The organism is Bacillus sp. FSL W7-1582, assembly GCF_038593325.1.
Classification (GTDB): Bacteria; Bacillota; Bacilli; order Bacillales; family Bacillaceae; genus Bacillus; species Bacillus altitudinis.
Map to the genome: position 1 here is coordinate 3,582,105 of NZ_CP151987.1, position 26,968 is coordinate 3,609,072.

Genomic DNA, 26,968 nt, shown 5'->3' on the forward strand with positions numbered 1-26,968 from the left:
TTGTTTATGTCAGAATGAAGGCAAAAGTTCATTTTTTCACGAAGTTTCAGATTTTGGGGATGGGTCATGGAAAAGATTTATGGAAGAAAACGGCTCATTTGATAGAATCAACCGCCTATTTTGTCTGAAAAATCTCTTTTTTTATATTGACACTGACCGCTCGAAAAAAGAAAATGGAACATAAGCATTTTAAAAAAGGAGAACGTCATGAGCGCGAATCAGGAACAACACGAATTAAAAAAGCTTTTATCGCCGCGTCATATTCGCATGATTGCGATGGGCGGGGTCATTGGTACAGGAATCTTTAAAGGAAGTGCCGATACAATCGGCTTAGCAGGTCCTGGAGTTATCTTTTCCTATGTATTTGCTGGATTGCTTCTTCTCATTGTCATGGCGGCTTTAGCTGAAATGGCCATCGTCTACCCGGGGAATAACCTTCGCGACCTCATACAGATTGCGCTTGGTCAACGTTTTTCATTTGTTGTCGGATGGGTTTACTGTTTTATGTGGCTCACTGTATGTGTCATTGAAATCATTGCAGCGGGGAGTTTGCTTCAATATTGGATGCCAAACGTACCATTATGGTCTTTATGTTTACTTTGCTCGCTCTTAGTCATCGGAATTAATTTAAATAATGTAAAATACTTTGGTGAAATTGAGTTTTGGTTCGCTGGAATGAAGATTTTCGTTATTATTGTGTTTATTATTCTCGGTGCTGCATTATTATTTGGAATCATTCCGAGCGAACAAAGCACGCCTGTTCTCACCAATTACCAAAACTTTGTCCCGAACGGATGGGGTGCTGTCTTTGCCTCATTATTAGTAGTGATCTTCTCGTATGGAGGCTCTGAATTGATCGGGCTGACCATTACAGAAACAAAGGATGCAGAAAAGGTGTTACCTGGTGTTGTCAAAAGTATGATGTGGCGCATCATCTTGTTTTACACACTGCCGATTTTGATTATTTGCGGACTCATTCCTTGGAATCAAATCGATCCGAATAACAGTCCTTTTGTCCAAGTCTTTTCAGCAGCTGGCATGCAGGGTGCCTCTCACTTCATTAATTTCGTCTTAATTACAGCTGTTCTATCTGCCGCCAACTCTGGTATTTACGGTACGACGAGAATGATTCATTCTCTATCTAAATCAGACGGCGGTCCAAAAAAGCTGGCACAGGTCAACAAAAGAGGTGTACCTATTTTAAGTTTATGGGTGACCGTTCTGTTTCTTTTAATCGGAACATTCTTTGCTTACTTGTACCCAGATCAAATTTTCAGCTATATGCTGGCTATCCCTGGTTTTGCGGTTTCTCTTATTTGGATCAGCATCTGTCTGGCTCATTTGAAACTGCGTCCAAGATATCCGCAGGAACCGTATTTCAAAGTTTGGTTATTTCCGTATTTCACTTTATTTGCTGGTCTTGTACTCAGTGTCAGTTTTGTTCTGTTCCTATTCAGACCAGAGAACTTACCTAGCTCGATTATCAGTATCGGTTTCTTAGCAGCCGCCATCATTGCTTCATTCTTAATGAAAAAGAAAGCTTAGAAACGAAGCAAAAACCCGCCTCAGTGGCGGGTATCAAATTGTTGACAAAGGGCTAAAATGAACTTGATTTTAGCCCTTTGTCTTCTTTTCAGCGTGATAGAAAACCTTTGCAGTCTAAGAAGGACGAGTACTGGCGCGGAGCGAATTTGACATTCGTGAGCACCAGCGCGCAGGACTGACACCGAATGCGAGGGTTTGTCTACACGCTGAAACCCGCCTCAGTGGCGGGTTTTTTCATGAGCAGCTGCTGCGACTTCGAAATCAACAGACGCTTTTGGGATGCCGTTGATGATGATGGTTAATGTATGAATGCCCTCATAGTGCTTTCTCGTTGTCATATTTTGAAACGACTGTGACCGGACAAATTCTCTATGCAGCGCCGATCCTGTTTCAAATTCTGTGATTTTAAATACCTTTTGATTGCGTGTACCACGAGCTTTCACGTAATCAACGGCATACTCTACGCGCAGCTTTAATGGCTTATCAACCTGAAGAATAAAATGAAAGGTCAGCTTCTCTCCAATACGAACGGGGTCTTGCGTCACCTTCAAATCCGTTACTTGGATAGACGGATCATCTCCATAGCCAAATAAAGCCATGATATCTGGATCGCCTTTTTTCAATAACGTACGGGATGCATGTTTGACAATCCAGTTTGTATGTTCATTGGTTCCATACCAGCTTTTCACCATTTGCTTCATGAGGTCTGGCTGAATTGCAGAAATATCATTTAAATGATTCGCCACACTTTTTTGCACATACTTGGCCGAATCTGACTTCAAATTTTCTAAAATGGGCAGCGTGACAGAAGGGTCCTTTTTCAGCGCAGGGACGGATAATCCCCACGGCAAACGAGGCCTGCATCCTTCAATAGCGAGACGGCGAATATGTTCATTTTGATCCTGTGACCACACAAGCATCTGCGCCAGCATTTTCTCTTGATCTTGTATGAGAAAAGGTCGAACGGCAAATTCAGCAGTGGAAAACGGTGTAAAGAATTCAAGTGCTTTGATCGAGATATCCCAATGGTCAACACCATATGTCTCGACGTAGTCTGGAAATACAAGCGCACTGAGCCCTGTAAAATGCGGTGCTGTCTGACGCAGTACATCGATTGCCTTCTCATAATCCTCAGGCAGACAGGCGTGCATCGATTCAGTCACTCTTCTCATTCGTCCTTTTAACTCCAGCTGCTCCCAATCCTCTTGAAACACAAGCTGCTGAAAGTGATCAGCATCAAATACAGTTGACGCTTGCGCAAGTTTTTCTGCTAAATGTTGAATAAATGGTTCATTATATACATGTTTTAAAGGTTCGATCATGTCCGCCTCCCATAGCTCAATATCTTACCCTAACTGTCGAGAAAAGTGATTAATATTTTTAGTTTTCATTTAACGGAAAAAGTTAATACTAGGTTTCATTCATTTTACAAACATAATTTAGAAGATAGATCCTTTTATTACGATAAGAAACTCCCCAAAAGAACCTTAGCGAGTTTTAAAACATTGCTATAATAATTTATTTACTAACGAACTAATTATTTTGGGAAAAGATGCTTCTTTATCTGAACTAGGAGGGTTTACACCAAGTTCATTATAGATAATCTTCATAATTTCAGTATCCTCAAAAAATAGTAACCCATACTTTGTTGATGCTATCTTTGTTTTGGTTATTATGTACTCTGAATAATCACAAGGATTACATTCTTTTCTCAATTGTATCTCAGTGCCTTTTTCTCTTCTCCTATTTACATACCAAAGTTTTTTTTTAATAGAGTATACGTGTTGTCCATATAGTAGTATGAATGCTTTTCTAAGACAATAATCGAATGTTTCATCATTTATTTTAATTGGATAATCAGGATGCTCATTTATCCCTTTAAAAGTATCTTCATTTTTATTTTCCTGCTGTTCTTCCCATATTGATGTAAATAGAGTAGGACGTTTCTTTAGTATTTTTAGCCCCCTGTTAATATCCTTTCCTGAAATATTGGTTACAAGAAATTTAACAAGGAACCCTGCAGTGGCATAGTTAGAAATCTCTATACTTTTAATTAAATTTTGCAGAAGGATAATGATAGTAGAACTTTTAAGTATGTTGCTACTCAGGTAATCCTTTAGTGAATATACAGCATTAGTTAAGTTAATTAACTGATTTTTTGTTATTAATTTCATTATTAGATATTTATTTACAAATAGTGTTTGTTCCTTAGGTATATTGCTAATACCTTTAAGAAAAATAGATAGTTGCCTTTCATCACTTGTATCAATAGTATCTATGTAAGTAGCTAAATTGTTTTGAAATAACCGAACAAACTGCTCCTCAGGAATATACATCTTAAAATATAAGTCAACCAAATCTTGTCCTTTATTGTATTGTTGGTTTTTCATTAAAGAAATTATTAAAGAAAAGTTACTCCTTAAAGCAGATCGATATACCTCTAAAAATTGGTTACCATCTTTATCAATTAAATAAGAATGGACAAAACCAATATTATACCTGTCAGTATTATGCTTAAATTTTTCTATCACCATTATCTCGAACTGCTCTATATTATCTTGAAATTCCTTATTCATATTGTTTTCAGCTGCAAACTTGAAATTTTGGAACACACTTTCTAAGCTAAAATGAAGTTTTTCATACCATTCCTCTAATAATCCTTCAAACTTTGGGTTTCTGTCTGCATATACAATTTTATCAAATAATTTAGAGGTATCCTTTACAGAATCTTGAAGCATCTTATTCACACTCATAGTTTTAAACAAATGTTTAACTAGTCCAATTATTAGATAAACCAATAATAATAATGTACATAACATGAGTATATTACCAGAAAAAACCTTTTTTGTTATCGATAGAGATTCTTCATATCCGTTTTTTTTCATTAATCTGCTGTACTTAGAAACTAACAAACTTCCAAAAGTGACATTAAAAATCATGCAAAAAACAACTAACATAACCCACCTATTTCTTTTACTATTAGTCGAAGCAGATGGAGCAACACTTTTTTGCTCTCGATATGTAAACACATAAATTGCAGATATTAACGATATAATTATTGTAAGCGAGCTAATAATTGTCTGAATTAAGTTTTTAATATACACATCATGAATATTAGTAATTTGTTTTATCCATGTAAAGGCTTTTACAAATTCTCCATTCCAAGGATTAGGGATTCTATAAATCAAAAAGGCTATAGGGATTATTGATATATATAGTAACAAAATACATATTGAATGTTTATTTATTAATTTTGATATTTTATGTATAGCCCAATCTTTATACGTTCTTATATATCTAGCTTTAGTACTTTTGAGAAACCATTCTCTCACTTCAACACCCCTTAAAAGTAAAAATTTAGAAAATAGACCAAAAAAAAGAGGCGTTTAAAACTGCCTCAAATATTTAATGCTGGCTCATCAGCGAAATAGTCAATAATATCTTGAACTTCTATTACATCATTTATGGTAGTGTTAATCCACGGATCCTCTTGATGGGTAAGTTCTTCTAAGAACTTTCCATCTAGATGACCAAATTGTTCCCAGACTTCTGTTATTGTTTCAATTTCATCATCAGTTAATTTAGGCTCTTCAATGACTAATCCCTTATTTTCAAATTCCTTATGAGGAATTGTAAAGTATCCATAATCCTTATATCTACGGTAAATTTTCGGGACTACGGGGCCGTGTTTCCAAGCTTCAATTTCTTCAGTAAACAGAGTAGCTTTTCGATCTCGTAAGCTAAATGCCTGTGCGTAATATAGTAGTTTTTGTAGTTTTAACGGAGTTATAGCGAAACGTGTTCTTTCTTTACTAAGACTAATGAAGTATTCTGCAACATCTATTACATTTGCCATAGTATCTCCTCCTATCTACTCTTATTATAATACAAACACTTGTTTTTGTAAAAGCACACATGGAATTTTTGCCATTTAAATGTTCTTAACATTATTAAAACTATTCCCAACATTGTTGTATTTAATGTGTTTCTCTACAGTTTATGTAAAAGAGACATTTGTTGACCTGTTACTTGCCTAAAATAATCTAATCAACATGATTTTTTATTCCAGATAACCAGTCAAAATGCCTTGTGTCTTGTTGCTGAATTGTGTTTCTAATCTTAACTGTTCAATTATGAAAATGACAACACATTTTCACTCATATTGCATAACTGCTCAAGCACTGCATCTTTTAAGTGCAGCACTAAAACAGCCCAATTCCGAAGAATTGAGCTGTTGTCCCGTTATATAAACATATTAATAATCATAATAAATGCAATGGCGCTAACGGAAATGATGGTCTCCATAGCCGTCCATGTCAAGAACGTCTCTTTGATGGTCATACCAAAATACTCTTTGATCAGCCAAAAACCAGAATCATTGACATGAGACAAAATCAGTGAACCCGCTCCTGTTGCTAAAACAAGCAGCTCTCTGCTCACATCCGGCATGGATGCAGCGATTGGGGCTACAATTCCGGCCGCTGTCATCATGGATACTGTAGCAGATCCTGTTGCCACACGAATAACCGCAGCAATCAACCAGCTAAGTAAAATCGGTGAGATTGGGGAGTGTTTGGCTAAATCAGCAATATAATCCCCAACGCCTGAATCGATCAATACATTATTGAACGCTCCGCCTGCACCAATCACAAGCAGAATGGAAGCGATCGGTCCCAAACAATCGTTACTGAATGACAGCACTCGGTCACGGCTCATCCCTTGTATAAAGCCAAGACTAAAGAAAGAATACACTGTCGCAATCAATAAAGCTGTTATGGGATCTCCAATGTACTTAAACATCTGATACCACATACTATCCTCTGGCAAAATAATGTCCGCCAACGTGGCAAGCAACATAAGAATGACCGGCACCAAAATGGTAAACATCGTATTCGCAAAACCAGGAAGCTTCCGATCAGCATGTCGTTCCGTGAATTGCTTTCTGAGCATCTCTGGAACTGGTTTATGTATCCGTTTTCCAATCCACTTACCATACAGCGGTCCAGCGATAATAGCTGTTGGCAAACCGACGATGATTGAAAAGAAAATCGTTTTCCCCACGTTGGCATGATAGATGCCTACTGCTGCCATGGCAGCTGGATGAGGCGGAACTAGCCCATGCACAACAGACAATCCTGCGATTAATGAAATCCCAATCGTCACGAGCGAAATGCCCGTTTCAATCGCAATGGTAAAGAGTAAAGGAATGAGAAGAACGAATCCGACCTGGAAAAAGACAGGTATCCCCACGATAAAGGCTACAAACATCATCGCCCAATGCACATTCTTCGTCCCAAAACGACTGATGAGTGTTTGAGCTATCCGCTCAGCGCCCCCTGACTCAGCCATCATTTTCCCAAGCATGGTCCCAAGCGCTAGTACAATCGCCAGTAACGATAACGTGTTCCCTAATCCCGTTTTAATCGATTGAATGATTTCCTGTAAATCCATTCCTGTAGCAAAGCCTACTAGCATAGAGGTAATGATCAAACTCACAAACGGATTCAACTTAGCGACTGTAATGAGAATGAGTAAAAGGACAATCGCCGCAATCACAATGAATAAAAGCATGTTCTCCCACCTTTTCCCCGATGTTTAACGATTTTGTTTTAATTGCAACGCACTAATGACATCAAATTCATCCTTCAGTTTGTCATAGAGACGCTCATATAAATAAAACAGCTCTATGTATGTTTCGTTGTTCTTCATATTTGGTTCATGGCGGGCAGAAATACGAATCCATTCCTGCACCTCTTCTATCTCTTCCATATGACCTAAACTATGAAGTGCAAGGACAGCCGCCCCAAGTGCGGAAGCCTCGTAGCTTTCTGGTACGAGCACTTCTCTGCCCATCGTATCCGCCAAAATCTGTCGCCATAGAGGGGATCTCGCAAATCCACCAGAAGCCCTGACATCCTTCGCTGGACCTGTTAAATCTCTTAGTGCCACACCGATCGAGAAAACACTCATAATGACGCCTTCTAACACGGCTCTAATAAAGTGCTCGCGCTTATGCTGAAGACCAATCCCGAAGAACGTGCCTCTTGCGTTTGGATTCCAATAAGGTGCACGCTCACCTGTTAAAAATGGTAGAAACAGCAGCCCTTCTGAGCCAGCTGGAACCTTCTCTGCAATATCAATCATCAGATCGTAAGGGTCTACACCTAGACGCTTCGCTACCTCCACCTCTGACGACCCAAATTCATCCTTGAGCCATCTCAGCATAATCCCGCCGTTATTGGTCGGTCCTCCGACTACCCAGTGCTTGTCCGTCAATGCATAGCAAAATGTTCTTGATTGCTCATCTGTAATCGGCTGATCTACGACTGTACGTACTGCACCACTTGTCCCAATCGTGACTGCTACCTCACCTTTGCCAATCGCACCAACACCAAGATTCGCTAGGACACCGTCATTCGCACCCACAACAAATGGTGTATCTTCTTCAATGCCCATTCGCAGCGCAATTTCTGGCTGAAGCCCACGCAGCTGATGCGTCGTTGGAACAAGTTCAGACAGCTGATTCACCTGAATTCCTGCAATACGTAGGGCCTCCTCGTCCCATTGAAGCGTTTCCAATCGGAACAGTCCTGTTGCTGATGCAATTGAATAATCGACCACATACTGACCGAAGAAATGATAAAGAACATACTCTTTGATGGAAATGAATTTTGCTGCCTGATTGAAGACGTCAGGTGTCATTTCCTTGATCCATCGTATTTTTGAAAGCGGTGACATTGGATGGATCGGTGTTCCGGTTCTTTTATAAATTTGAAAGCCATCTAAGTCCGTTATGATTCGTTTCGCTTGTTCTGCACTTCTGTTATCAGCCCAAATGATACTGTTTGTTAATGCTTTTCCATTCTCATCCATGACGATTAAGGAATGCATCGCCGTACTAATTCCCACACCTATGAGGTTTTTTGCATCAAATGCTGCTTTCGTCAATGCGCCTCTTACACTCGCAATCACAGCATCTAAAATATGTTCAGGGTTCTGCTCAACCCATGCTGGCTGGGGGTGAATGAGGTCATAAGGAACAGAATGCTTTGATATGACTTTCCCCTGTGGTCCAAATAGAACCGCCTTTGTACTTGTTGTTCCAATATCCAAACCAATTACCGCCTGGTTTCCCTTCATCTGTATCACGCCCAATCATTGATTTGAAATAAAGTGTCGTGGTGTCGTGGTGCCGATGTACCTGATAAATCCCATTATAGGAATATTTTTTTCGACATTCAACGATCAAAAAGAAAATAATTTTCATTTAAAACCTTAGAATCATTACCACAACAGCATTTTTCACTAATAGAAAAATTTATTTTTGAAACCATTACACTCTTTTTTGAGAAATGGTTTCTCTCATTTGCTTTAAGTTTGTTAATGTTTCCTGCTGCCTTAAATGTGCAAGCGCAAAATATAGCACATCAATCACAGTAAGCTGGGCAAGCCTAGCGGACATCGCTTCCGTTCGGAAAGCCGTTTCTTGCGTTGATGTATACAGCGTGACATCTGCAAGCTGACTCAATGGAGAACGCTGATAGCTTGTAATGCCAATGGTTTTCGCTCCTTTTTCCTTAGCTGTTTTCATCGCATCCAGTAAATCCTTATTTCGACCAGAATGAGATATACCAAGCACTGTGCTCTTTTGATCAAGCAGACCTGCCGACATCGCTTGAAAGTGAGAATCTGTATGAACAATACAGTTGATGCCTGTTCTCATAAATTTGTGAAAAGCATCTGTGGCGATGAGGCCAGACCCACCGCTGCCATAAAACTCTAAGCGCTCTGCTTCATGGATTAATTGTACGGCTTTTTCTACATCTTCTGGATTCAACAATTGAAAACTATCCTTTAATGCAGTGATGTTTGCCTGAAATACCTTTTGCATAAAAATGGCAGTATCATCGTCAAGACTCATCTCTTCATCTACATAATCAGGCTTCGTTTGGTCTATTTCCTGGGCAATAGCAATCTTCAAATCTTGATACCCCTCAAATCCAAGCCTTTTACAAAGACGAAAAATCGTTGCCTCTGAGCTCTCTGTCTTTTTGGCAAGCTCGACAATCGACAAATGGATGATGTCGCGGGGCTCACTCGTAATATGCTCAGCAATTGCTTTCAGTTTTGGCGGCAATCCTCTGCTTGCTGCCCTTATCTTATCCATACTACTTAAACTGACAGAAGCCAATTGACTTCACTCCTTCCTCATTCATGTGAGCGCATACATTTCCTCATGTTCCCATCTTATAAAAAAGAAGCCTGTTTGCACAGACTTCTTTTTTAAGAATTCAAGACTTTGATCATTAAATCAAAAAACCCTTCAGCATCTACATCCATACACACTTGAAGATTGCGATCTTTTCCCCATTGATGCTGAAAATCACATATCATTTGACCATCGCAGAACTCACTCTTCGTCTCCACTTCTACATGAAAAGCCTGTGTATTCACAAGTTGTTTATCAATTGCAAGACTTACAGCAAGCGGATCATGCATGGCACATGCCCACACCCCATTCCGCTCAAAATAGCGCTGGCGATAAATGCTTGTGCTCTCTCTGATATAACTGGCTAACGTTTCATTTTGAATGGCATTAATTCTCTCATCCGTTAACAAGACCTGTCTCGTGACATCCAGCCCTACTTGAGTCAATGAAGGGAAACCAGCCTCCAGCACCAATTTCGCCGCTTCTGGATCTGCATATGTATTAAATTCCGCAACTGGTGTGACATTCCCCTGTCCCTGCACGACACCCCCCATAAAAATGACTTCTTTCACGTGATGAATCAGCTCAGGGCATTTTTTTACCGCAAGGGCTAAATTCGTTAACGGCCCTGTCAACACAAGCGTAACCTGCTTCGGATACTTCAACACTTGGTCAATGATAAAATCAGGCGCAAAACCTTCATCTGCGGTCTTCTTAGGCCGGGCGTCCTTTAAAGCGCCGCCAATTCCATCCTCCCCATGCACCCGATGTTCATAATGAGGGGCTCTCAAAAGAGGCGTTACTGCACCTTTGATGACAGGGATTTCCTCTGCCTCAACCAGCTCAAGCACTTTACACGTATTCAACGTCGCCGCTTCAACAGACACATTCCCGCACACCGTTGTGATCCCCAACATATCAAACCGCTTACTTTTCACTGCAAGCAAAATACCAATCGCATCATCAATTCCAGTGTCTACATCCAAGATCAATTTCTTTTTATTTGCCATGTTTGAAAGCTCTCCCTTGTTTGTAAGTGTTGTTAGGGGAATGATAGCATATTTTGAAATTGATTTAGGGAATCAATCGGCTTTGTCGACTTGTTATTTCACACTTTTTCTCCAATGTCTTTCAAATATTGTTCGCGTTCTTTTTTAGATAAACTATTCAGATAGTCTTCTTTCACTTGAGGATCAAAATCATCCCAGTTCTCAAAACGATCACCTAGTTCTGCTGAATAACTCATTGAACCGATTTCTTTTGTTCTATACTTTAATGAAGCGGAGAACTCGTACTTTTCTGGCTCATCATTTATATATCCTCTAATTACGATGTAGCCCATAGGATTAATAGTTACCCTCTCCTTAAACGTTATGGTCTTAATAAAGTGATGGATGTCTTCTTTGCGTAAACATTCTTCTATTTTAGGCTTCATTTTTTCTGCGAGCTCTTCTGCTTTTTCTTGATCGCTCTTTTCTTTTGCCACATCATTTGTTTTACTTTGCTTATTGTGCTGAGTGATTAACGAAGTCACTGAGACAATGATGATAACGACCAAAACAGATACAAGTTTTATTGTGTTTTTCATGTCTACCGTTGCCACCTTCTTAATAATGAACAATAAAAAACAGGTAGGTGATTACCTGTTTTATTATTTGTCTCCAATATCCTTAAGATACTGTTCTCGTTCCTTTTTAGAGAGTCTTTTAAGATAGTTTTCCTTTAGTTGAGGTTCATCTTTGAATTTATCCCAGTCTTTAAATCGATAAGATAATTCAGGAGAAAAAGTCATGGTACCTACTTCCTTAGATCGATATTCTAATGATACAGAGAAGTCATACTTTTCTGAGTTACCATTAATATACCCTCTAATTATTATATAACCCATTGGATTAACATTTACTCCCTTATCGAACGTAATGGTTTTAATAAAGTTGTGAATATCTATTTTATGTAAACGTTCTTCTACTTTCGGTTTCATTTCTTCTGCGAATTCTTTTGCTTGTTCTAAATCGTTCTTCTCTTTCACTACTTCATCAGAAAAACTCTGATGAATGGACTCTACAATGAACACAGTTATTGAGATGACGGTAACCACAATGATGATAGAAAATTTCAATGTATTTCTCATGAAAAGCAAAAACTCCTTAATATACTTTTAATCAGTCTACCAATGAAATTGGCAAAATAAAAACAGGTGGGCTAGTACCTGTTTTACTCTTTTTCTCCAATGTCTTTGAGATATTGTTCTCGTTCTTTTTTGGAGAGACTTTTTAGGAAATTCTCTTTTAATTGTGGTTCATCTTTATATTTTTCCCAATCCCTGAAACGAATTGATAACTCGTATGAATAACTCATTGAACTAATTTCGTTAGTTCTATACTTTAAAGATGCAGAAAAATTGAACTTCTCAGGTTCATCGTTAATGTATCCTTCAACTACAATATAACCCATTGGACTTATGGTAACTTCCTTTTTAAACGTTATATTTTTTATGAAATGATGGATGTCCATTTCATAAAGATCCTCTTCTATTTTTGGCTTCATTTTGTCTGCGAATTCTTCTGCCTTTTGTTGATCACTTTTCTTTTTTTCTTGCACAGTATCCTTTCCTCCTGAATCGCTAGTTTTATTTTGCTTATCATGTTGGTTTAAAAGCACTAACACAGATATGATTATTATTACAATTAGAGCAAATAAAACTTTTAATGTATTTTTCATTAGCACCAATATCCACCTTTTAAAATTTAAAATATATTTTTAACCTTTATGCTCTATAAACCCAGACTATAATAGATATTTAATACATTCTATAATATAATCATTATGATAAATATTACAGGAGTGACATTTTTGTCTAAAAAAATATCAAGAAATACGCTTAGCGACGAAGACTACAATAAGATTTCGGACGAATCCTATAAAATAGATAATTATAGCGATTCAAACATGATAAAAATAAGTAATGGTAACAACATGTACGTCATTGACTATAAAGAAACAGAAAAAGGGCTCAATGCCTTAACTCTTGTTTCTGAAGAGGATTTCACTCGCTCAAATGGAGGAAAAGACCTCACAAAAATCAAAAACGCCGTCATCGCCTACCGCGGGTCAGAACCGATTGGCGCAGGCCAATATAAAGATACCATTAAAAAACATGGAAAAAAAGAGTCAGATGATCTTCTTTCTACCATTTTGACAAAGCTGCCTCCTTTTAGCCAGTCAGAGACGTCAAAGGAAGTCACGACGAAGGTGACGACAGGGACAACGACCTATACAAATGAGATTGTACAAGATTGGTTGATTTCAGATACGAAGTATTTGATTAAAAATATCCCCTTTGAACACGGTGCAGAGAATCAAATGGTGCAGGCGGACCGGTATGCAAAAGAGATCCATAAGAAAATGCCGAATGCGAAGATGTATGTGACAGGGCATTCACTTGGCGGGTCAAATGCTTCTTATGTTCTTGTCAAAAATGATTTTATTAAAGGCGGGGTCACCTTTGAGAATCCGAATATTTACCCAAATCTATCGGATGGTCTGCAAGCCAAAGCATTAAAAGGTGATTACCGTAGTAGATTAACAGAATATATCAATCTCAATGACGGGCTTTCTCTCTTAAATCGTCATACGACAGAAATCGGTCGTGTGAAAGTGATGTATGATGCCGCTTTACCTGAAGGCGTCGATTACACTGAGGACTCCTCAAAGGCCGTCCAATTTATGAAAAATCTCCTCAATCGGGCAATGAGTGTGAATCCTTCACTTGATGCGAATTTATTTCTTGAAGCCCTCGCCGGCAGCCATGGCTTAGACCGGTATTCCTTTTCGTCAGATGGCTCCGTTCAAACCATTGATGATATGTTGAGAAAAAACCCTTCTCTCACTGCCGCCATGTTACATCAATTGAGCCAATCAAATGTTCACCCGCAAAGTGTGGTAGCGATTTTAATCAAGTCGCATGTTCTTATGAACACAGGTCGTACATTCTCCACATATGCCGAGCACCATATGCAGCAAATCATTCGCAAAATTGAGAAACTCGATGACAAAGTGGATCAATCAGTGGAACGCGTTCGTTCAAGATACAAACAAATTGTCGGTTTTGGCTCGTATGATCAGCTGACGGCTTCAGATGTGGATGCTGTCATTCGCCACTTAAAAACAGAGGGTCTTGACAATGAGTTCTATTCAGTTAAAAAGTATGATGCAGCGATTGATCATGCGATGAATATGAAAAGGTGGTTGGACTCAATATCAGATGATATGAGCCAGCTAGGAAAACAATACCACGATGCAGATACGGCCCTAGCCAAGAACATGGGTATTTCTTAAGGAGTACGACAAATGGAATTTTCAAAGAAACAACCAACAGATGCAGATCGTTTTTTGCAAAGAATGACAGATACGCATACATCAAGCTCCATCTTCTCTCAAGCAAACTTTAACACGGAAGACATGACACCAGCAGAGCTGGCTGCTTTGAAGGCAAAGATCAAAGAAGAACAGAAAACAGCGCTGATCAGAGCCATCCGGCATCAACTTCAAAATGAATTTGCAGAGGATCGCCAAGAAGCCAAAAAAATAGTAGATCTGATTGATGACCTTCTGATTAACGTGTACAAACATCAAAGGAACATCCAAACCCATATGTCAGGTGAAGCCATTGACGCCTTAATCGAAAAAATCGAACAAAGACTCACATTTTTTGAGCTGAAAGAAGATGTTCAATCCGCCATCGACTCGATCGGCATTTAAATGAACCTGCCATCCGGTGAATCTTTTCCCCGTCTCACTCGTATATACTAAAAGAGTGATTGATTTGAAAGGAGATCTGTTTGTGGGATATATGTTGTTATTTTCGGTTGTGATCGGTCTTGTCCTGACCCTTTTGCTCACACCACTCAGGTTAATCGTTAGAAAAAAAGGGACTGAACAACAGGTGCCGCTTATGTGGATTGCGGGACTTGCCCTGCTGTTTATCATCGGGATTTTCGGCTTCTACTACATCACCAATTTAGACCGCAACCCATCATCACTGTGGCTCATTGGACTTGTTGTGACAGCAGCAGGTGCCTTTTTATCAGTGGGATTGGAGCGGAAGATCAAGGGCGTTTTATTTCTCATATTATTGTTGCTCGGTGTTTATATGGCAACCGCTTTTCTATTCAATGCAAATGAGAAATTCGACGTGTCTAAGATGGATCAAAAAGTCGAAATCAAAGCGTTTGATGAGACAGAAACACCTGCGAGTGTACCACCGCAATTTGCTCGCAATAAGATGAAGAAATCGTTCGGACAGGTGCCAAACACGAGCTACTACGAGCTGGGTAGCTTGCAAATTCAGAAGGTCAATGGTGAGTATGTGTATATCGCTCCCGTCGAGTTCTCCGATTTCTTTAAATGGATTCGTTCTGGTAGCACACCGGGTTACTTTACATTAAGTGCGACCGACTCATCTGCCAATCCAAAGTTTGTGAAAACCGAGATGGTCTATACGCCTTCTTCCTATTTCAATAAGGAAATTGAGCGGCATATCCGTCTTCAGTACCCAGATTTGATTTTCTATGGAGACACGCAGCTAGAGATCAATGATGATGGCAAGCCTTATTACATCCAAACATTTGGGGATTTCATCACTGCACGAAACGGGTTTAAAGCTTCAGGTGTGGTTGTTGTGGATGCCAAAACAGGTGAAACGAAGAAATACGCCTTAGACAAAGTACCAGCCTTTATTGATGGCGCTGTTTCGCCAGAGGCTGTCAGTCTGCAAAATAGTTACTTCGGCAACTATGTACATGGTTTCTGGAACAGCCTCTTTGGAAAATCAGATGTGAAGCTGCCTTCTGATGAGGGGACTGAAGCCAATGTAAGTCCGGTGTTTGATTCAAAAGGGGATATGTATTACTTCACAGATTTCACGAGTCCAAAAGAGGGCGTTGATTCCATGCTCGGGTATGCACTAACAAATGCCCGAACAGGAAAAGCCACGTATTATACGGGTAATCTTGAAGAATCCTACATGGATTCACAAGGAGCTTTGCAAATTATTGAGAAACGATTTATCGAGAAGAAATGGAAGGGCCGCATGCCGATTCTTTATAATTTCTACGGGGAAGCCAGCTGGCTTACACCTGTTCTCGATTCAAACGGGTTCCTGCAAAACTACTTTATTGTTTCGGCAGCCAATCCTGAGATCGCCGCATACGCTTCTACACCAAATGAAGCACTAAGAGCCTATAAAACAGCTCTTCAAAAAGGCGGTGGTACCGTCAATAGTTCATCAAAGCAAGAAAAGAAAGAGTCAACAGGTAAAGTGAAAAGGGTGTATAAGGAAAAGACCGGTGATTATACAACCGTCACCTTCTTACTAGACGATGGGAAAAACTACACGATGTCATCTGAAAAAGAGCCTCTTATTATTTATTTAAAAGAAGGCGATCAAGTCAACATGAAGTATACAGATACAGGTGAGATTTTCCTCCCAGTCGATGAAATCAACATCAAAGGATTATAAAAAAAGACGTTTCTCCTACTGCGGAGAAGCGTCTTTTCTCTCTTTTCTCAACAACTCAACAAGCAATTCCTTATTCTTATTCCCACCTGTCATCGGGGATTCAACATAGGAAAATGTCCGTTTAAAGTCCATTCCCCTCACAGAAATGACAGCCAATTCCCCGCCAATGCTGCCCCGCTGGAGCACATATTTAGATAAAACAGACAGCCCCATTCCATGAATGACAGCTTCTTTAATCGCTTGATTGCTGCTAAATGTCACAAAGGTTCGCGCTTTCAGTCCATTTGATTTCAGGACGTGCTGTAAGTATTCTCCTGTCCCAGATCCTTCTTCTCTTGTGATCCATGTTTCATTTTGCAATTGATCAATGGTGACATCCTTTTTCTTTGCAAACGGATGGTCTAATGGTGCAACGATATACAATTCATCCTCTAGAAACGTTTCCACAGAGAGTTCTTTGTCATTGGTTTGTCCTTCGATCAGTCCGATGTCGACATGGAATAAGCGAACATGTCTGGCAATCGCCTCTGTATTATCAATAACTACCTCAATATCAACATGCGGATAAAGCTGATGAAATTGTGCCAAGATTTGCGGCAGCACATACTCCCCAATGGTAAAACTCGCTCCAATCGTGAGCTTCCCTCGTGCCAGATGATGATGCTCATAAATATCCTGCTTCGCCTGTTCATATAAACGAATGATTTGTTTTGATCGATGGTACAGCATATCCCCAGTTGGCGTCACCGTTAATTGCTTTGGCGAACGATTAAGCAGAACAGTCTGAAATTCCTGCTCCAAGTTCTTAATGTGAAGACTGACACTCGGTTGAGAAATCCGCAGCTTCTGAGCTGCTTTTGTAAAGTTTTTCTCTTCTACCACTGTCACAAATGTCTTCAGTGCATCATAATACATCTGTCCCTCTCCTATCAGAAATCTTAATCCTACATCTTCAATACATATATCTTACTAATTCCTTTCCAACTCGTAAAGAACAGCCTAAACCAATCAATTTAATAAAAATATTTACTAATTTTTTTAAAGACTCTATACTGAAAGGAGATATTTTCTATAGGAGGTGCTGACTTGGCAGCTAAAATAAAGGACATTGCGGAAAAAGCCGGATTATCCATCGCCACCGTGTCTCGCGTACTGAACCAAGATCCCAACCTATCGGTTACGGATCAAACACGTGAGAGAGTATACGCGGCAGCAGAAGCTTTGTCCTATCAAAAAAAGACATTCAAACATTCACTAAAAAAAATTGCCTTTCTCTATTGGATGACAGAAAAAGAGGAGCTTGAAGATATTTATTTTAAATCCATTCGTCTAGGCATTGAGGAACTCACCAATACCAGAAGCTTAAATGTTACCGCTTACAAACCGTCTGATGGTCTTCAATCGATTGATCCTTCTACAGAAGGCATCATCGCCATCGGTCGATTTAAAAAAACTGAGCTGGATCAATTATATGCGATCACAAAACATATCGTCTTTATTGATACATCACCAGATGAAGACCGCTTTGATTCTGTAAAACCAAACCTGAAACGAATTGTAGAAAAGATTATTGATTCTTTTATCGAAAAACAGCACACATCCATCGGATTTATTGGCGGGACAGATCTTGATCTCAATACAAATAGGCGGATTCCAGATATTCGTGAAACGACCTTCCGCCAGTACATGACAGCACACAACAAACTGGATGAACAATTGGTCTATATCGGTCACCACTTCTCTGTAGATGAAGGCTATTCATTGATGATGAAGGCGATCGACGAGCTCGGTGATCACCTGCCAACCGCTTTTTGTGTCGCAAGTGATCCTCTTGCGATAGGCTGTTTACAAGCATTAAATGAACGCGGTTTTTCTTTACCAAATCGAGTGAGTGTCTTTAGTATCAACGATATTCACGTCTCTCAATATGTGTCACCACCGCTCACAACTTATCACATCCATACCTCTTTACTTTGCGAAACAGCTGTCGATTTACTTTTAGAAAGACTTGTTGATGGCAGAACATTACCAAAAACCGTGCTGATTGCCTCAGAACCTGTCTTTCGGAAAAGCACGATATAAACAGCTGGAGGGCCTGCCGTATATGGTGGGCTTCTTTTCTCTTTATTTCGGTAAAAAATTTTACTTAATAAATTTAATAAAATGTGTTTACTTTTTTTACTCAAGTTGATATTCTCACATTAAGAAAGCGTTTTCTTATCATCTGTGAAAAAAGAACGAGAGGGGATTACGAATGAAAAAGGGAAAATGGGCGACATTATCGGCAGTCGTTGGTACTGCTGTGCTGCTGCTGTCAGCATGCGGACCAGGAGATGACAATTCAAGCGGTACACAGCCGGCATCTACAGGTACAAAGACCTTGCTAGTGTGGGAGGATGTCAAAAAGTCTGATGGGATTCAAGACGCTGTCAAAGAATTTGAAAAACAAAACGACGTGAAAGTCAAAGTAGTCGAAAAAGCATATGCCGACCAAATTGAAGCGCTTCGTCTTGATGGCGCAGCCGGCACTGGTCCAGATGTCATCACCATGCCTCACGACCAAATTGGATCAGCTGTCACAGAGGGATTGTTACAAGAAATCAAACCAGCTGAAAAAGTAATCAATTCCTTCACAGACGAATCGATTCAATCACAAACGATAGATGGCAAGCTATATGGCCTGCCAAAATCCGTTGAAACCACTGTGCTTTTCTATAACAAAGACCTTGTGAAAAAGGCACCAACGACACTCGATGGCTGGTATGACCTTTCGAAAAAGCTGACAAAGGACGGGAAATACGGTTTTGTTGCGAAGTGGGATGAAATTTATTACGCACAGAGTGTATTAGGCGGTTCAGGTGGCTATATTTTCAAACAGAAAAACGATGGGTCTTATGACGTCAATGATATTGGTCTTAATAACGATGGTGCCATCGAAGGCGGAAAATACATTCAGACATTCTTTAGCGAAGGTCTTTTCCCGAAAGGCATCATTGGTGAGCAAGGAATCAATGTCCTCAATTCCTTATTCACTGAGAAAAAGGCTGCGGCTGTGATTTCTGGTCCATGGTCATTTGGTCCTTATAAAGAAGCGGGTATCGACTACGGCGTGACGGAACTGCCAACACTCCCTAACGGAAAACATATGAGCTCGTTCTTAGGTGTAAAGAGCTACAACGTCTCCTCTTATTCTAAAAATAAAGAACTTGCCGAGAAATTTGTTGAGTTTATCACGAACGAAAAAAATTCGAAAAAGCGCTTTGAAGTTACAGAGGAAATTCCACCAGTGAAAAAGCTGATGAAAGACCCAGTGATTACTGAAAACGCAAATGCGGATGCTGTTTCAAAGCAAACGAAATATGCCACGCTGACACCGAACAATCCAGAAATGGCAGAGGTGTGGAAGCCGATTGACAGTGCATTAGGACTGATTGCGACCGGCCGTACCGATGTGAAAAAGGCATTTGATGATGCGGTCAAACAAATCGACTCGCAAATTAAAGCGAATCACTCCAAATAAACATCAAGCGCAGGTAGCTGTTCATCTATCATGCTGCCTGCACTTGATCTAATTTCATATGAAGTAGGTGTTAGACGTGACGGGTAACCTTGAACTAGACCGCACACACATAGTGGAATCAAAGACACACCGGAGACGGGCGCTAATGTTCTCTCTTATACCCGGGATGGGGCAAATATACAACAAACAATATGGCAAAGGGGCACTCTTTTTCCTGTTTGGCGTTTCTTTTCTAGTAGTGTTTTATGATTTATTCAATATTGGCTTCTGGGGGCTGTTCACACTTGGTACGATGCTGCCTCGTGACAACTCTGTTTTCCTTTTAGCAAAAGGAATTATTGCACTTTTAACAGCTGGATTTGGCATCGGTTTTTATGTACTCATGATACGAGATGCATTTATGAACGGAAAGAAACGTGATCAAGGGGTTCCGCTTCATTCCATCCGTGCTCAATACCATCAGCTCATCGACCAAGGCTTTCCTTACTTAATGAGCACTCCTGCTTTCTTTTTACTTCTATTCTCTGTTGTCTTTCCTATTATGTTCAGCTTTGCGCTGGCCTTTACAAACTATGATTTATACCACTCGCCTCCTGCCAATCTCATTGATTGGGTAGGCATCAAAAACTTTCAAAATATCTTTTCAATCGATATTTGGAGAGACACATTCATTGATGTACTAGGCTGGACGGTCGTATGGACGTTGGCTGCATCGACCCTTCAATGTGCTGTCGGCATTTTCCTAGCGGTTCTGCTCAATCAAAAAGATTTAAAAGGAAAACGGTTTTTCAGAACGATTTTGATTCTGCCGTGGGCTGTTCCAGGATTTGTGACCATTTTGGTGTTTGCTGGATTGTTTAACGACACGTTTGGTGCGATTAACAATACCCTTTTTGCATCGATTGGAATTGATCCAAAACCATGGCTGACAGATCCATTTTGGAGCAAAATCGCCCTCATTGCGATGCAGACTTGGCTTGGATTCCCTTTTGTTTTCATTATGACAACCGGTGTTTTGCAGGCGATTCCAGAAGATCTATACGAAGCTGCGACCATTGATGGGGCAAACTTCTTTCAGAAATTCCGGTCCATCACGTTACCGCTTGTCCTTTATTCCATTGCGCCTATATTAATCACGCAATATACGTTTAACTTTAACAACTTTAATATCATCTACTTATTTAATGGCGGAGGACCGCCTGTGGCTGGCTCAACTGCTGGGGGAACGGACATCTTGGTTTCTTGGATTTACAAACTCACGATGCAGTCTTCTCAATATGCACTTGCTGCCGCAGTCACGATCTTACTTTCAATCTTTGTCATCGCCATTGCACTCTGGCAGTTTAAGAGAACGAATTCATTCAAAGAGGAGGACATGATGTGATATGGGATCAAAACAAAACAAGCTCATTCGCCTGAGCATCACTTATTTTATCCTTTTCATTGCCTCCATTTGTATTCTATATCCACTGCTTTGGACGATCGGTGCTTCCTTTAATCCTGGGAACAGCCTGATGAGTACCAGTATGTTTCCGAAGAATCCAACGTTCAGCCATTTCACCGAGCTGTTCTTCGGTCAGGGGGCACTTTATGCAAAATGGTATTGGAACTCAATGAAGATCAGTATTGCCACTATGGTTTTAACGCTGATTCTTGTTAGTTTTACAGGCTATGCCTTTTCCAGATTCCGCTTCAAAGGACGGAAAAATGGGCTGATGCTCTTTTTGCTGCTGCAAATGATTCCTCAATTTTCAGCGCTGATTGCGATTTTTGTTCTTGCTCAAATGCTTGGACTTATTAACAGCCATCTTGCCCTGATTTTGATTTATGCAGGTGGACAAATTCCGATGAATACTTATTTAATGAAAGGCTATCTTGATGCGATTCCGAAGGATCTCGATGAATCAGCCAGAATGGATGGCGCAGGGCATTTCCGGATTTTCATCCAAATTATTATGCCACTTGCCAAGCCGATTTTAGCCGTTGTTGCCATCAACTCATTTACAGGACCGCTGGGTGATTTCATCATCTCCAGTGTCATTGTCCGTTCACCCGAAATGTATACGCTCCCAATCGGTCTATACAATCTTGTATCAGACAAAATGGGTGCCAGCTACACGACCTTTGCAGCCGGGGCTTTACTCATTGCGATTCCAGTTGCTTTATTGTTTCTTGTTTTACAAAAACAATTTGTATCCGGCCTCACACAAGGCGGGACAAAAGGATAAGGGGAGATTTGATGAAGAAATGGTTGCTTGTCACTGTTGTCGTTTTCTTTCTGATGGGGTTAGGTATTCTGCCTGAAGCAAAGGCTGATTCGATTTCGGTGAAACCGATCAATGGATTGCAAGGTGATTTCATCAAAGGAGCCGATATCTCCATGCTCGCAGAAGTGGAGCGAAGCGGCGGCAAATACTACAACCAAAACTGGCAGCAGGTTGATCCGCTCAAGCTATTAAAAGAGAAAGGTGTCAACTATGTGCGCATCAGACTCTGGAACCATCCATACGACAACCAAGGCCGTGCCTATAACGGCGGGACAAACGATTTAAATACCGCCATTGCTCTATCGAAACGTGCAAAAGCACAAAACATGAAAGTGCTGCTTGATTTTCACTACAGTGATTTCTGGACCGATCCCGGTAAACAGTTCAAACCGAAAGCTTGGACCAATCTCTCGCAAAGCGATTTAGAGAAAGCGGTTGGCACTTACACAAGCGATGTACTTAAAGCGATGAAAGCACAAAATGCCCTACCAAATATGGTGCAGGTCGGGAATGAATTGAATTCAGGTATGCTTTGGCCGAACGGAAAAAGCTGGGGTGAAGGCGGCGGTGAATTTGACCGACTCGCTGCTTTGCTAAAAGCGGGGACAAATGCTGTCCGCTCTGTCGATTCAAACATCAAAGTCATGCTTCATCTTGCACATGGGGGGGACAATGGTGCATCTCGCTGGTGGTTTGATGAAATCACCAAACGAGGCGTTTCCTTCGATACGATCGGTTTATCTTACTACCCGTATTGGGACGGGGGATTTAGCGGTCTTACTACCAATATGAATGATATTAGCGCCCGCTATAACAAAGATGTCATCGTGGTAGAAACCGCCTACGGCTTTACAACAGCAAATGGTGACAACCTCGATAACTCATTTAACCAAGATTCAGTCAATACGGCCGGTTATCCAGCATCACCACAAGGGCAGGCATCTTTTATACGAGATCTATCAGAAAAAATTTCACAAGTGAAAAACAATCGCGGGAAAGGGTTCTTTTATTGGGAGCCGCTTTGGATTCCAGCAAAAGGTGCTCCGTGGTCTAGTCAATACGGGCTCGCTTATATTCAAACAACCGGGACAGTCGGGAATGCTTGGGAAAATCAGACCATGTTTGATTTCAACGGAAAAGCCCTGCCTTCTCTTGATGTATTTAAACAAATGACACCGTAATTAAACAGATAGGACGTGACAAAATGGGAAAGCGTTACCCACTCGTTCACCCAAATGTGAAAGGCTTTTTGCATGGTGGCGACTATAATCCTGATCAATGGCTCCATATGCCGGAGATCATTGACGAAGATTTTCGATTAATGAAGCTTGCACACTGTCAAACATTCTCTATCAACATTTTCGCTTGGAGCAAGCTCGAGCCAAAAGAAGGGGAATATGATTTTGCCTGGCTGGATGATATCATGGACCGCTTGGCAGCACAGGGAGCTCACGCCATTCTCGCCACGCCAAGCGGAGCAAGACCTGCTTGGCTCTCGCAAACATATCCAGAAGTCTTACGCGTTGAAGCAAACCGCCAGCGCAACTTGCACGGACTTCGCCATAATCATTGCTTTACCTCACCAGTTTATCGAGAAAAAACGAATACACTCAATCGTTTGCTTGCTGAACGCTACAAGGACCATCCAGCGCTGATCATGTGGCACATTTCAAATGAATACGGCGGTGAATGTCATTGTGATCTTTGCCAAGAAGCATTTAGAGACTATTTGAAAGACAAATACAACCATGACCTTGAAGCTTTGAATCAAGCATGGTGGACGGGATTTTGGAGCCACACCTTTACCGATTGGTCGCAAATCGAGTCACCTGCACCGCACGGGGAGCACATGATTCATGGCATGAACCTAGACTGGAAGCGTTTTGTCACAGCGCAAACGATCAATTTTTATCAAAATGAAATTGAACCGCTGAGAGAATTAACACCTCATGTGCCAGTAACCACCAATTTTATGGGCGACTATCCGCATATGCGTCCATTCCTTGGACTGGATTATCATCAATTTGCAAAAGAAGTCGACGTGATCTCATGGGATAGCTATCCAGCATGGCATAGCGGCAGAGAAACCACTGCAGAATTAGCGTCAAACGTCGCCTTCGTTCACGATTTGTATCGTTCATTAAAGGGCGGTCAGCCGTTTCTCGTGATGGAAAGCACACCAAGCCTCGTGAACTGGCATGAAGTGAATAAGGTGAAACATAAAGGAATGGCACACCTCTCTGCCATGCAGGCGATTGCCCATGGGTCCGACTCCGTCCTTTATTTCCAGTGGAGGCAAGGCCGGGGCGCCTCTGAAAAATTCCACGGAGCCGTTGTGGATCATTCAGGACATGAACACACGCGTGTGTTTCAAGAAGTCGCTGATTTAGGAAAACAGCTGGAGCAGCTTCAGCCGATTGCGGGTACATCCGTTCAACCAGAAGTCGCCATCATATATGATTGGGAAAACCATTGGGCGATTGATGATGCGCAGGGCTTAAATAATACCAACAAACGCTATGTAGAGGCTTGTCAAACTCATTATCGAAGCTTCTGGAAAAAGGGCATCCCTGTTGATATTGTCGGGATGGAAAAGGATTTCTCATCCTATCGAGTGCTTGTTGGACCAATGCTCTACATGATCAAACCAGGTGTGGCAGAAAAGATCGAAGCATTTGTCAAAGAGGGCGGCATTTTTGTGGCAACATACTGGAGCGGCATGGTCGATGAAAACGACCTCTGTTTCCTTGGTGGTTTCCCCGGTCCTCTCCGCCATGTACTTGGTATTTGGGCAGAGGAAATCAACACATTGATGCCAGATGAACACGTCTTAATGACCACAGGAAATGGTCGCACCTATCATGTCGGGCAATATTGTGAGTCCATTCATCCTGAAACAGCCTCTGTGTTAGGGCATTTTGAGAATGGCTGCTATGAAGGACAGCCCGCCCTTACTGTCCGTCCATTTGGCAAAGGGAAAGCATACTATATGGCTTCTGAAAATGAGCAAGCGTTTTATGATGATTTTTACGAAGATCTCATCACAGGAATAGGCATCCAACCGATCCTATCCTCTTCGATTCCAGAGGGCGTCAGTGTCCAGAAACGAACAGATGGATCGCAGGACTTTGTGTTTATGATGAATTTTACAGAACAGCAACAGAACATTTCACTAGATTCAGCGGAAAGCTATGAAAATATGCTGACTGGACAGCATACATCTCGACGGTTACAACTGAATCCTTACGAATACGTTATTTTGAAAAAATAGTGTGAAAGAAGCGTCCATCCAAAGGGCGCTTTTTACTTTTTGTTGAATCTAAATACCTGTATATTTTCTCCCGATAGTAGATTATCAATAGAAGTATTATTTTTTATCTAAATTTTTTGACATATTAAACACCGCACCCTGATTGGCCCCGCCATCCTTTTTTACCATTGTATAGGTATGAAAGCGGTTGCCTAATACTCATATTTTTGATACTCTTTTTTTCAATGCAAATGTGGGATTGCATTGGTAAAAAAACAAACAAATGTAAACGGTTTATTGTAGGGGGAGGGGCTTATGTTAACGTTTGTTGGATTGTTGATTATTTTAACGATTGTTGTTTTGCTGATTTGGGGGAAAGCAAGTCCAATTGTCGCCATGGTCATGGTGCCTTTAATAGGGGCGCTCATCGCAGGATTTGGTATCAATGACATTCAAACTTTCTTTGAACAAGGGATTATCAAAGTTTTGCCAGTGGCGACCATGTTTATCTTCGCCATTTTATTTTTTGGCATTTTACAAGATACAGGGTTCTTTGAACCTGTAATTAAAGCGTTAATCAAGCTGACAAAAGGGAATGTTGTCACAGTTGCGATGGGAACTGCCTTGATTGGGGTCATCGCACACTTAGACGGAGCAGGCGCTACAACCTTTTTATTAACTGTACCTGCACTGCTTCCGCTCTATAAAAAATTACATATGAGTCCTTATTTATTGCTATTGTTAATCGGAACGAGTGCTGGATTAACCAATATGATTCCATGGGCTGGCCCCACAGGACGGGCAGCTAGTGTCCTAAATATGGACCCATCTGAACTGTGGGTACCGCTTATTCCCATTCAGCTGATCGGGGTCGTGCTCGTATTAGGAATGGCATTCATTTTAGGAAAAAGAGAAGAAAAACGAATTCGGGTGAAAATCGCGGCAAATGAAATAGCTGCTGTCCAATTAGAAGGCGCCGATTGGGATCGTGCTATTCAATCGATCAGCGAAACAGGCGATGCGTCTTTAAAGCGTTATCACTTAATCTGGGTCAACCTCATTCTATTTTTAGCTGTTGTTGTCCTTCTCGTGCTGAACGTGATTCCTGCTAGCTATATGTTTATGATTGGTCTTTCACTAGCACTTCTGATTAACTTTCCAAATGTAAATGTACAAATGGAGAGAATTAAGGCGCATGCTCCAAGTGCACTAATGATGGCAGCTGTTATTTTCTCCGCAGGTTCTTTTTTAGGAATTCTTGAAGGAACAGGCATGCTGAAGGCAATTGCAGTGGACAGTATTCACATTTTGCCAGCTTTCTTACTGCCATTTTTACATATCATTGTGGGGATATTTGGGGTTCCTCTTGATATGCTGACAAGTACGGATGCCTATTATTATGCACTCTTGCCGATTGTCGAATCGATTACATCAGAGGTTGGTGTGTCAGGGACATCTGCAGCATACGCCATGATGATTGGAAATATCATCGGCACCTTTGTCAGCCCCCTTGCACCTGCTGTATGGCTTGCCATCGGTCTTGCAGGGGTCGATATGGGGAAACATATCCGCTACTCCTTCTTTTGGATGTGGGGGTTCAGTATCGTTTTACTCATCATCGCCAAACTGATTGGCATCATATAAAAAAGAAAGACAT

At 40.8% G+C, this 26,968-nt stretch carries 22 protein-coding genes; 11 read left to right on the forward strand and 11 right to left on the reverse strand.

Features of this window, described 5'->3' with window-relative positions:
* The first annotated feature begins 207 nt into the window (after nucleotides 1–207).
* A complete protein-coding gene (locus NSQ11_RS18500) occupies nucleotides 208–1,545 on the forward strand; it encodes an amino acid permease (RefSeq protein WP_007498042.1) in 1,338 nt (445 codons plus the stop codon).
* 218 nt (nucleotides 1,546–1,763) lie between these two features.
* On the opposite strand, the gene NSQ11_RS18505 is transcribed toward NSQ11_RS18500, so the two are convergent.
* From NSQ11_RS18505 to NSQ11_RS18550, 10 genes are all read right to left on the reverse strand, one after another.
* Nucleotides 1,764–2,867: a DNA alkylation repair protein gene (locus NSQ11_RS18505; protein WP_050826767.1), complete on the reverse strand. Its 1,104-nt coding sequence runs from the start codon at nucleotides 2,865–2,867 to the stop codon at nucleotides 1,764–1,766.
* A gap of 186 nt (nucleotides 2,868–3,053) precedes the next feature.
* Entirely contained in the window at nucleotides 3,054–4,877 is a 1,824-nt protein-coding gene (locus NSQ11_RS18510) for a hypothetical protein (RefSeq protein WP_342501195.1), read from the reverse strand.
* Between the two features lie 65 nt (nucleotides 4,878–4,942).
* Complete coding sequence (locus NSQ11_RS18515; protein ID WP_017359902.1) at nucleotides 4,943–5,401, reverse strand: type II toxin-antitoxin system antitoxin SocA domain-containing protein; 459 nt, start codon at nucleotides 5,399–5,401, stop codon at nucleotides 4,943–4,945.
* 386 nt (nucleotides 5,402–5,787) lie between these two features.
* Nucleotides 5,788–7,116, reverse strand: a complete 1,329-nt coding sequence (locus NSQ11_RS18520; RefSeq protein ID WP_017359903.1) for a GntP family permease — start codon at nucleotides 7,114–7,116, stop codon at nucleotides 5,788–5,790.
* Nucleotides 7,117–7,140: 24 nt separating this feature from the next.
* Nucleotides 7,141–8,685, reverse strand: coding sequence for a gluconokinase (gene gntK / locus NSQ11_RS18525; protein ID WP_024720429.1), 1,545 nt, complete (start codon nucleotides 8,683–8,685; stop codon nucleotides 7,141–7,143).
* Between the two features lie 193 nt (nucleotides 8,686–8,878).
* Nucleotides 8,879–9,712, reverse strand: a complete 834-nt coding sequence (locus NSQ11_RS18530; protein WP_169476088.1) for a MurR/RpiR family transcriptional regulator — start codon at nucleotides 9,710–9,712, stop codon at nucleotides 8,879–8,881.
* A gap of 116 nt (nucleotides 9,713–9,828) precedes the next feature.
* Nucleotides 9,829–10,764, reverse strand: a complete 936-nt coding sequence (locus tag NSQ11_RS18535; RefSeq protein ID WP_099496961.1) for a nucleoside hydrolase — start codon at nucleotides 10,762–10,764, stop codon at nucleotides 9,829–9,831.
* 98 nt (nucleotides 10,765–10,862) lie between these two features.
* The gene (locus NSQ11_RS18540) at nucleotides 10,863–11,342 is read right to left on the reverse strand and encodes a DUF1433 domain-containing protein (RefSeq protein WP_182488999.1); all 480 of its coding nucleotides are present in this window, start codon (nucleotides 11,340–11,342) and stop codon (nucleotides 10,863–10,865) included.
* A 63-nt stretch (nucleotides 11,343–11,405) separates the two neighbouring features.
* Nucleotides 11,406–11,885: a hypothetical protein gene (locus tag NSQ11_RS18545; RefSeq protein ID WP_017359908.1), complete on the reverse strand. Its 480-nt coding sequence runs from the start codon at nucleotides 11,883–11,885 to the stop codon at nucleotides 11,406–11,408.
* An 83-nt stretch (nucleotides 11,886–11,968) separates the two neighbouring features.
* Nucleotides 11,969–12,475 carry a DUF1433 domain-containing protein gene (locus NSQ11_RS18550; RefSeq protein ID WP_182489000.1) on the reverse strand — a complete coding sequence of 169 codons (507 nt, stop codon included), beginning with the start codon at nucleotides 12,473–12,475 and terminating at the stop codon, nucleotides 11,969–11,971.
* Between the two features lie 132 nt (nucleotides 12,476–12,607).
* Here NSQ11_RS18550 and NSQ11_RS18555 point away from each other — a divergent pair, with 132 nt between their 5' ends.
* From NSQ11_RS18555 to NSQ11_RS18565, 3 genes are all read left to right on the forward strand, one after another.
* Nucleotides 12,608–14,092, forward strand: a complete 1,485-nt coding sequence (locus tag NSQ11_RS18555; protein ID WP_335358078.1) for a lipase — start codon at nucleotides 12,608–12,610, stop codon at nucleotides 14,090–14,092.
* A 12-nt stretch (nucleotides 14,093–14,104) separates the two neighbouring features.
* Nucleotides 14,105–14,515 (forward strand): hypothetical protein, encoded by a 411-nt coding sequence (locus NSQ11_RS18560; RefSeq protein ID WP_076821413.1) that lies wholly within the window; start codon nucleotides 14,105–14,107, stop codon nucleotides 14,513–14,515.
* An 82-nt stretch (nucleotides 14,516–14,597) separates the two neighbouring features.
* The gene (locus tag NSQ11_RS18565) at nucleotides 14,598–16,274 is read left to right on the forward strand and encodes a hypothetical protein (protein ID WP_136944665.1); all 1,677 of its coding nucleotides are present in this window, start codon (nucleotides 14,598–14,600) and stop codon (nucleotides 16,272–16,274) included.
* Nucleotides 16,275–16,289: 15 nt separating this feature from the next.
* Here NSQ11_RS18565 and NSQ11_RS18570 read toward each other — a convergent pair whose 3' ends face one another.
* Nucleotides 16,290–17,189, reverse strand: a complete 900-nt coding sequence (locus tag NSQ11_RS18570; protein WP_017359912.1) for a LysR family transcriptional regulator — start codon at nucleotides 17,187–17,189, stop codon at nucleotides 16,290–16,292.
* Between the two features lie 171 nt (nucleotides 17,190–17,360).
* Here NSQ11_RS18570 and NSQ11_RS18575 point away from each other — a divergent pair, with 171 nt between their 5' ends.
* From NSQ11_RS18575 to NSQ11_RS18605, 7 genes are all read left to right on the forward strand, one after another.
* Complete coding sequence (locus tag NSQ11_RS18575) at nucleotides 17,361–18,356, forward strand: LacI family DNA-binding transcriptional regulator (RefSeq protein WP_110487214.1); 996 nt, start codon at nucleotides 17,361–17,363, stop codon at nucleotides 18,354–18,356.
* 172 nt (nucleotides 18,357–18,528) lie between these two features.
* Nucleotides 18,529–19,794, forward strand: coding sequence for an extracellular solute-binding protein (locus NSQ11_RS18580; protein ID WP_046344817.1), 1,266 nt, complete (start codon nucleotides 18,529–18,531; stop codon nucleotides 19,792–19,794).
* A 145-nt stretch (nucleotides 19,795–19,939) separates the two neighbouring features.
* Entirely contained in the window at nucleotides 19,940–21,178 is a 1,239-nt protein-coding gene (locus NSQ11_RS18585) for a sugar ABC transporter permease (protein ID WP_007497272.1), read from the forward strand.
* Nucleotide 21,179: 1 nt separating this feature from the next.
* Complete coding sequence (locus tag NSQ11_RS18590) at nucleotides 21,180–22,022, forward strand: sugar ABC transporter permease (RefSeq protein WP_041087477.1); 843 nt, start codon at nucleotides 21,180–21,182, stop codon at nucleotides 22,020–22,022.
* Between the two features lie 11 nt (nucleotides 22,023–22,033).
* The gene (locus tag NSQ11_RS18595) at nucleotides 22,034–23,242 is read left to right on the forward strand and encodes a glycosyl hydrolase 53 family protein (protein ID WP_144610858.1); all 1,209 of its coding nucleotides are present in this window, start codon (nucleotides 22,034–22,036) and stop codon (nucleotides 23,240–23,242) included.
* A 23-nt stretch (nucleotides 23,243–23,265) separates the two neighbouring features.
* Nucleotides 23,266–25,332: a beta-galactosidase gene (locus tag NSQ11_RS18600; RefSeq protein ID WP_265784374.1), complete on the forward strand. Its 2,067-nt coding sequence runs from the start codon at nucleotides 23,266–23,268 to the stop codon at nucleotides 25,330–25,332.
* A gap of 294 nt (nucleotides 25,333–25,626) precedes the next feature.
* Entirely contained in the window at nucleotides 25,627–26,955 is a 1,329-nt protein-coding gene (locus tag NSQ11_RS18605) for a citrate:proton symporter (protein WP_052320571.1), read from the forward strand.
* Nucleotides 26,956–26,968: the final 13 nt, after the last annotated feature.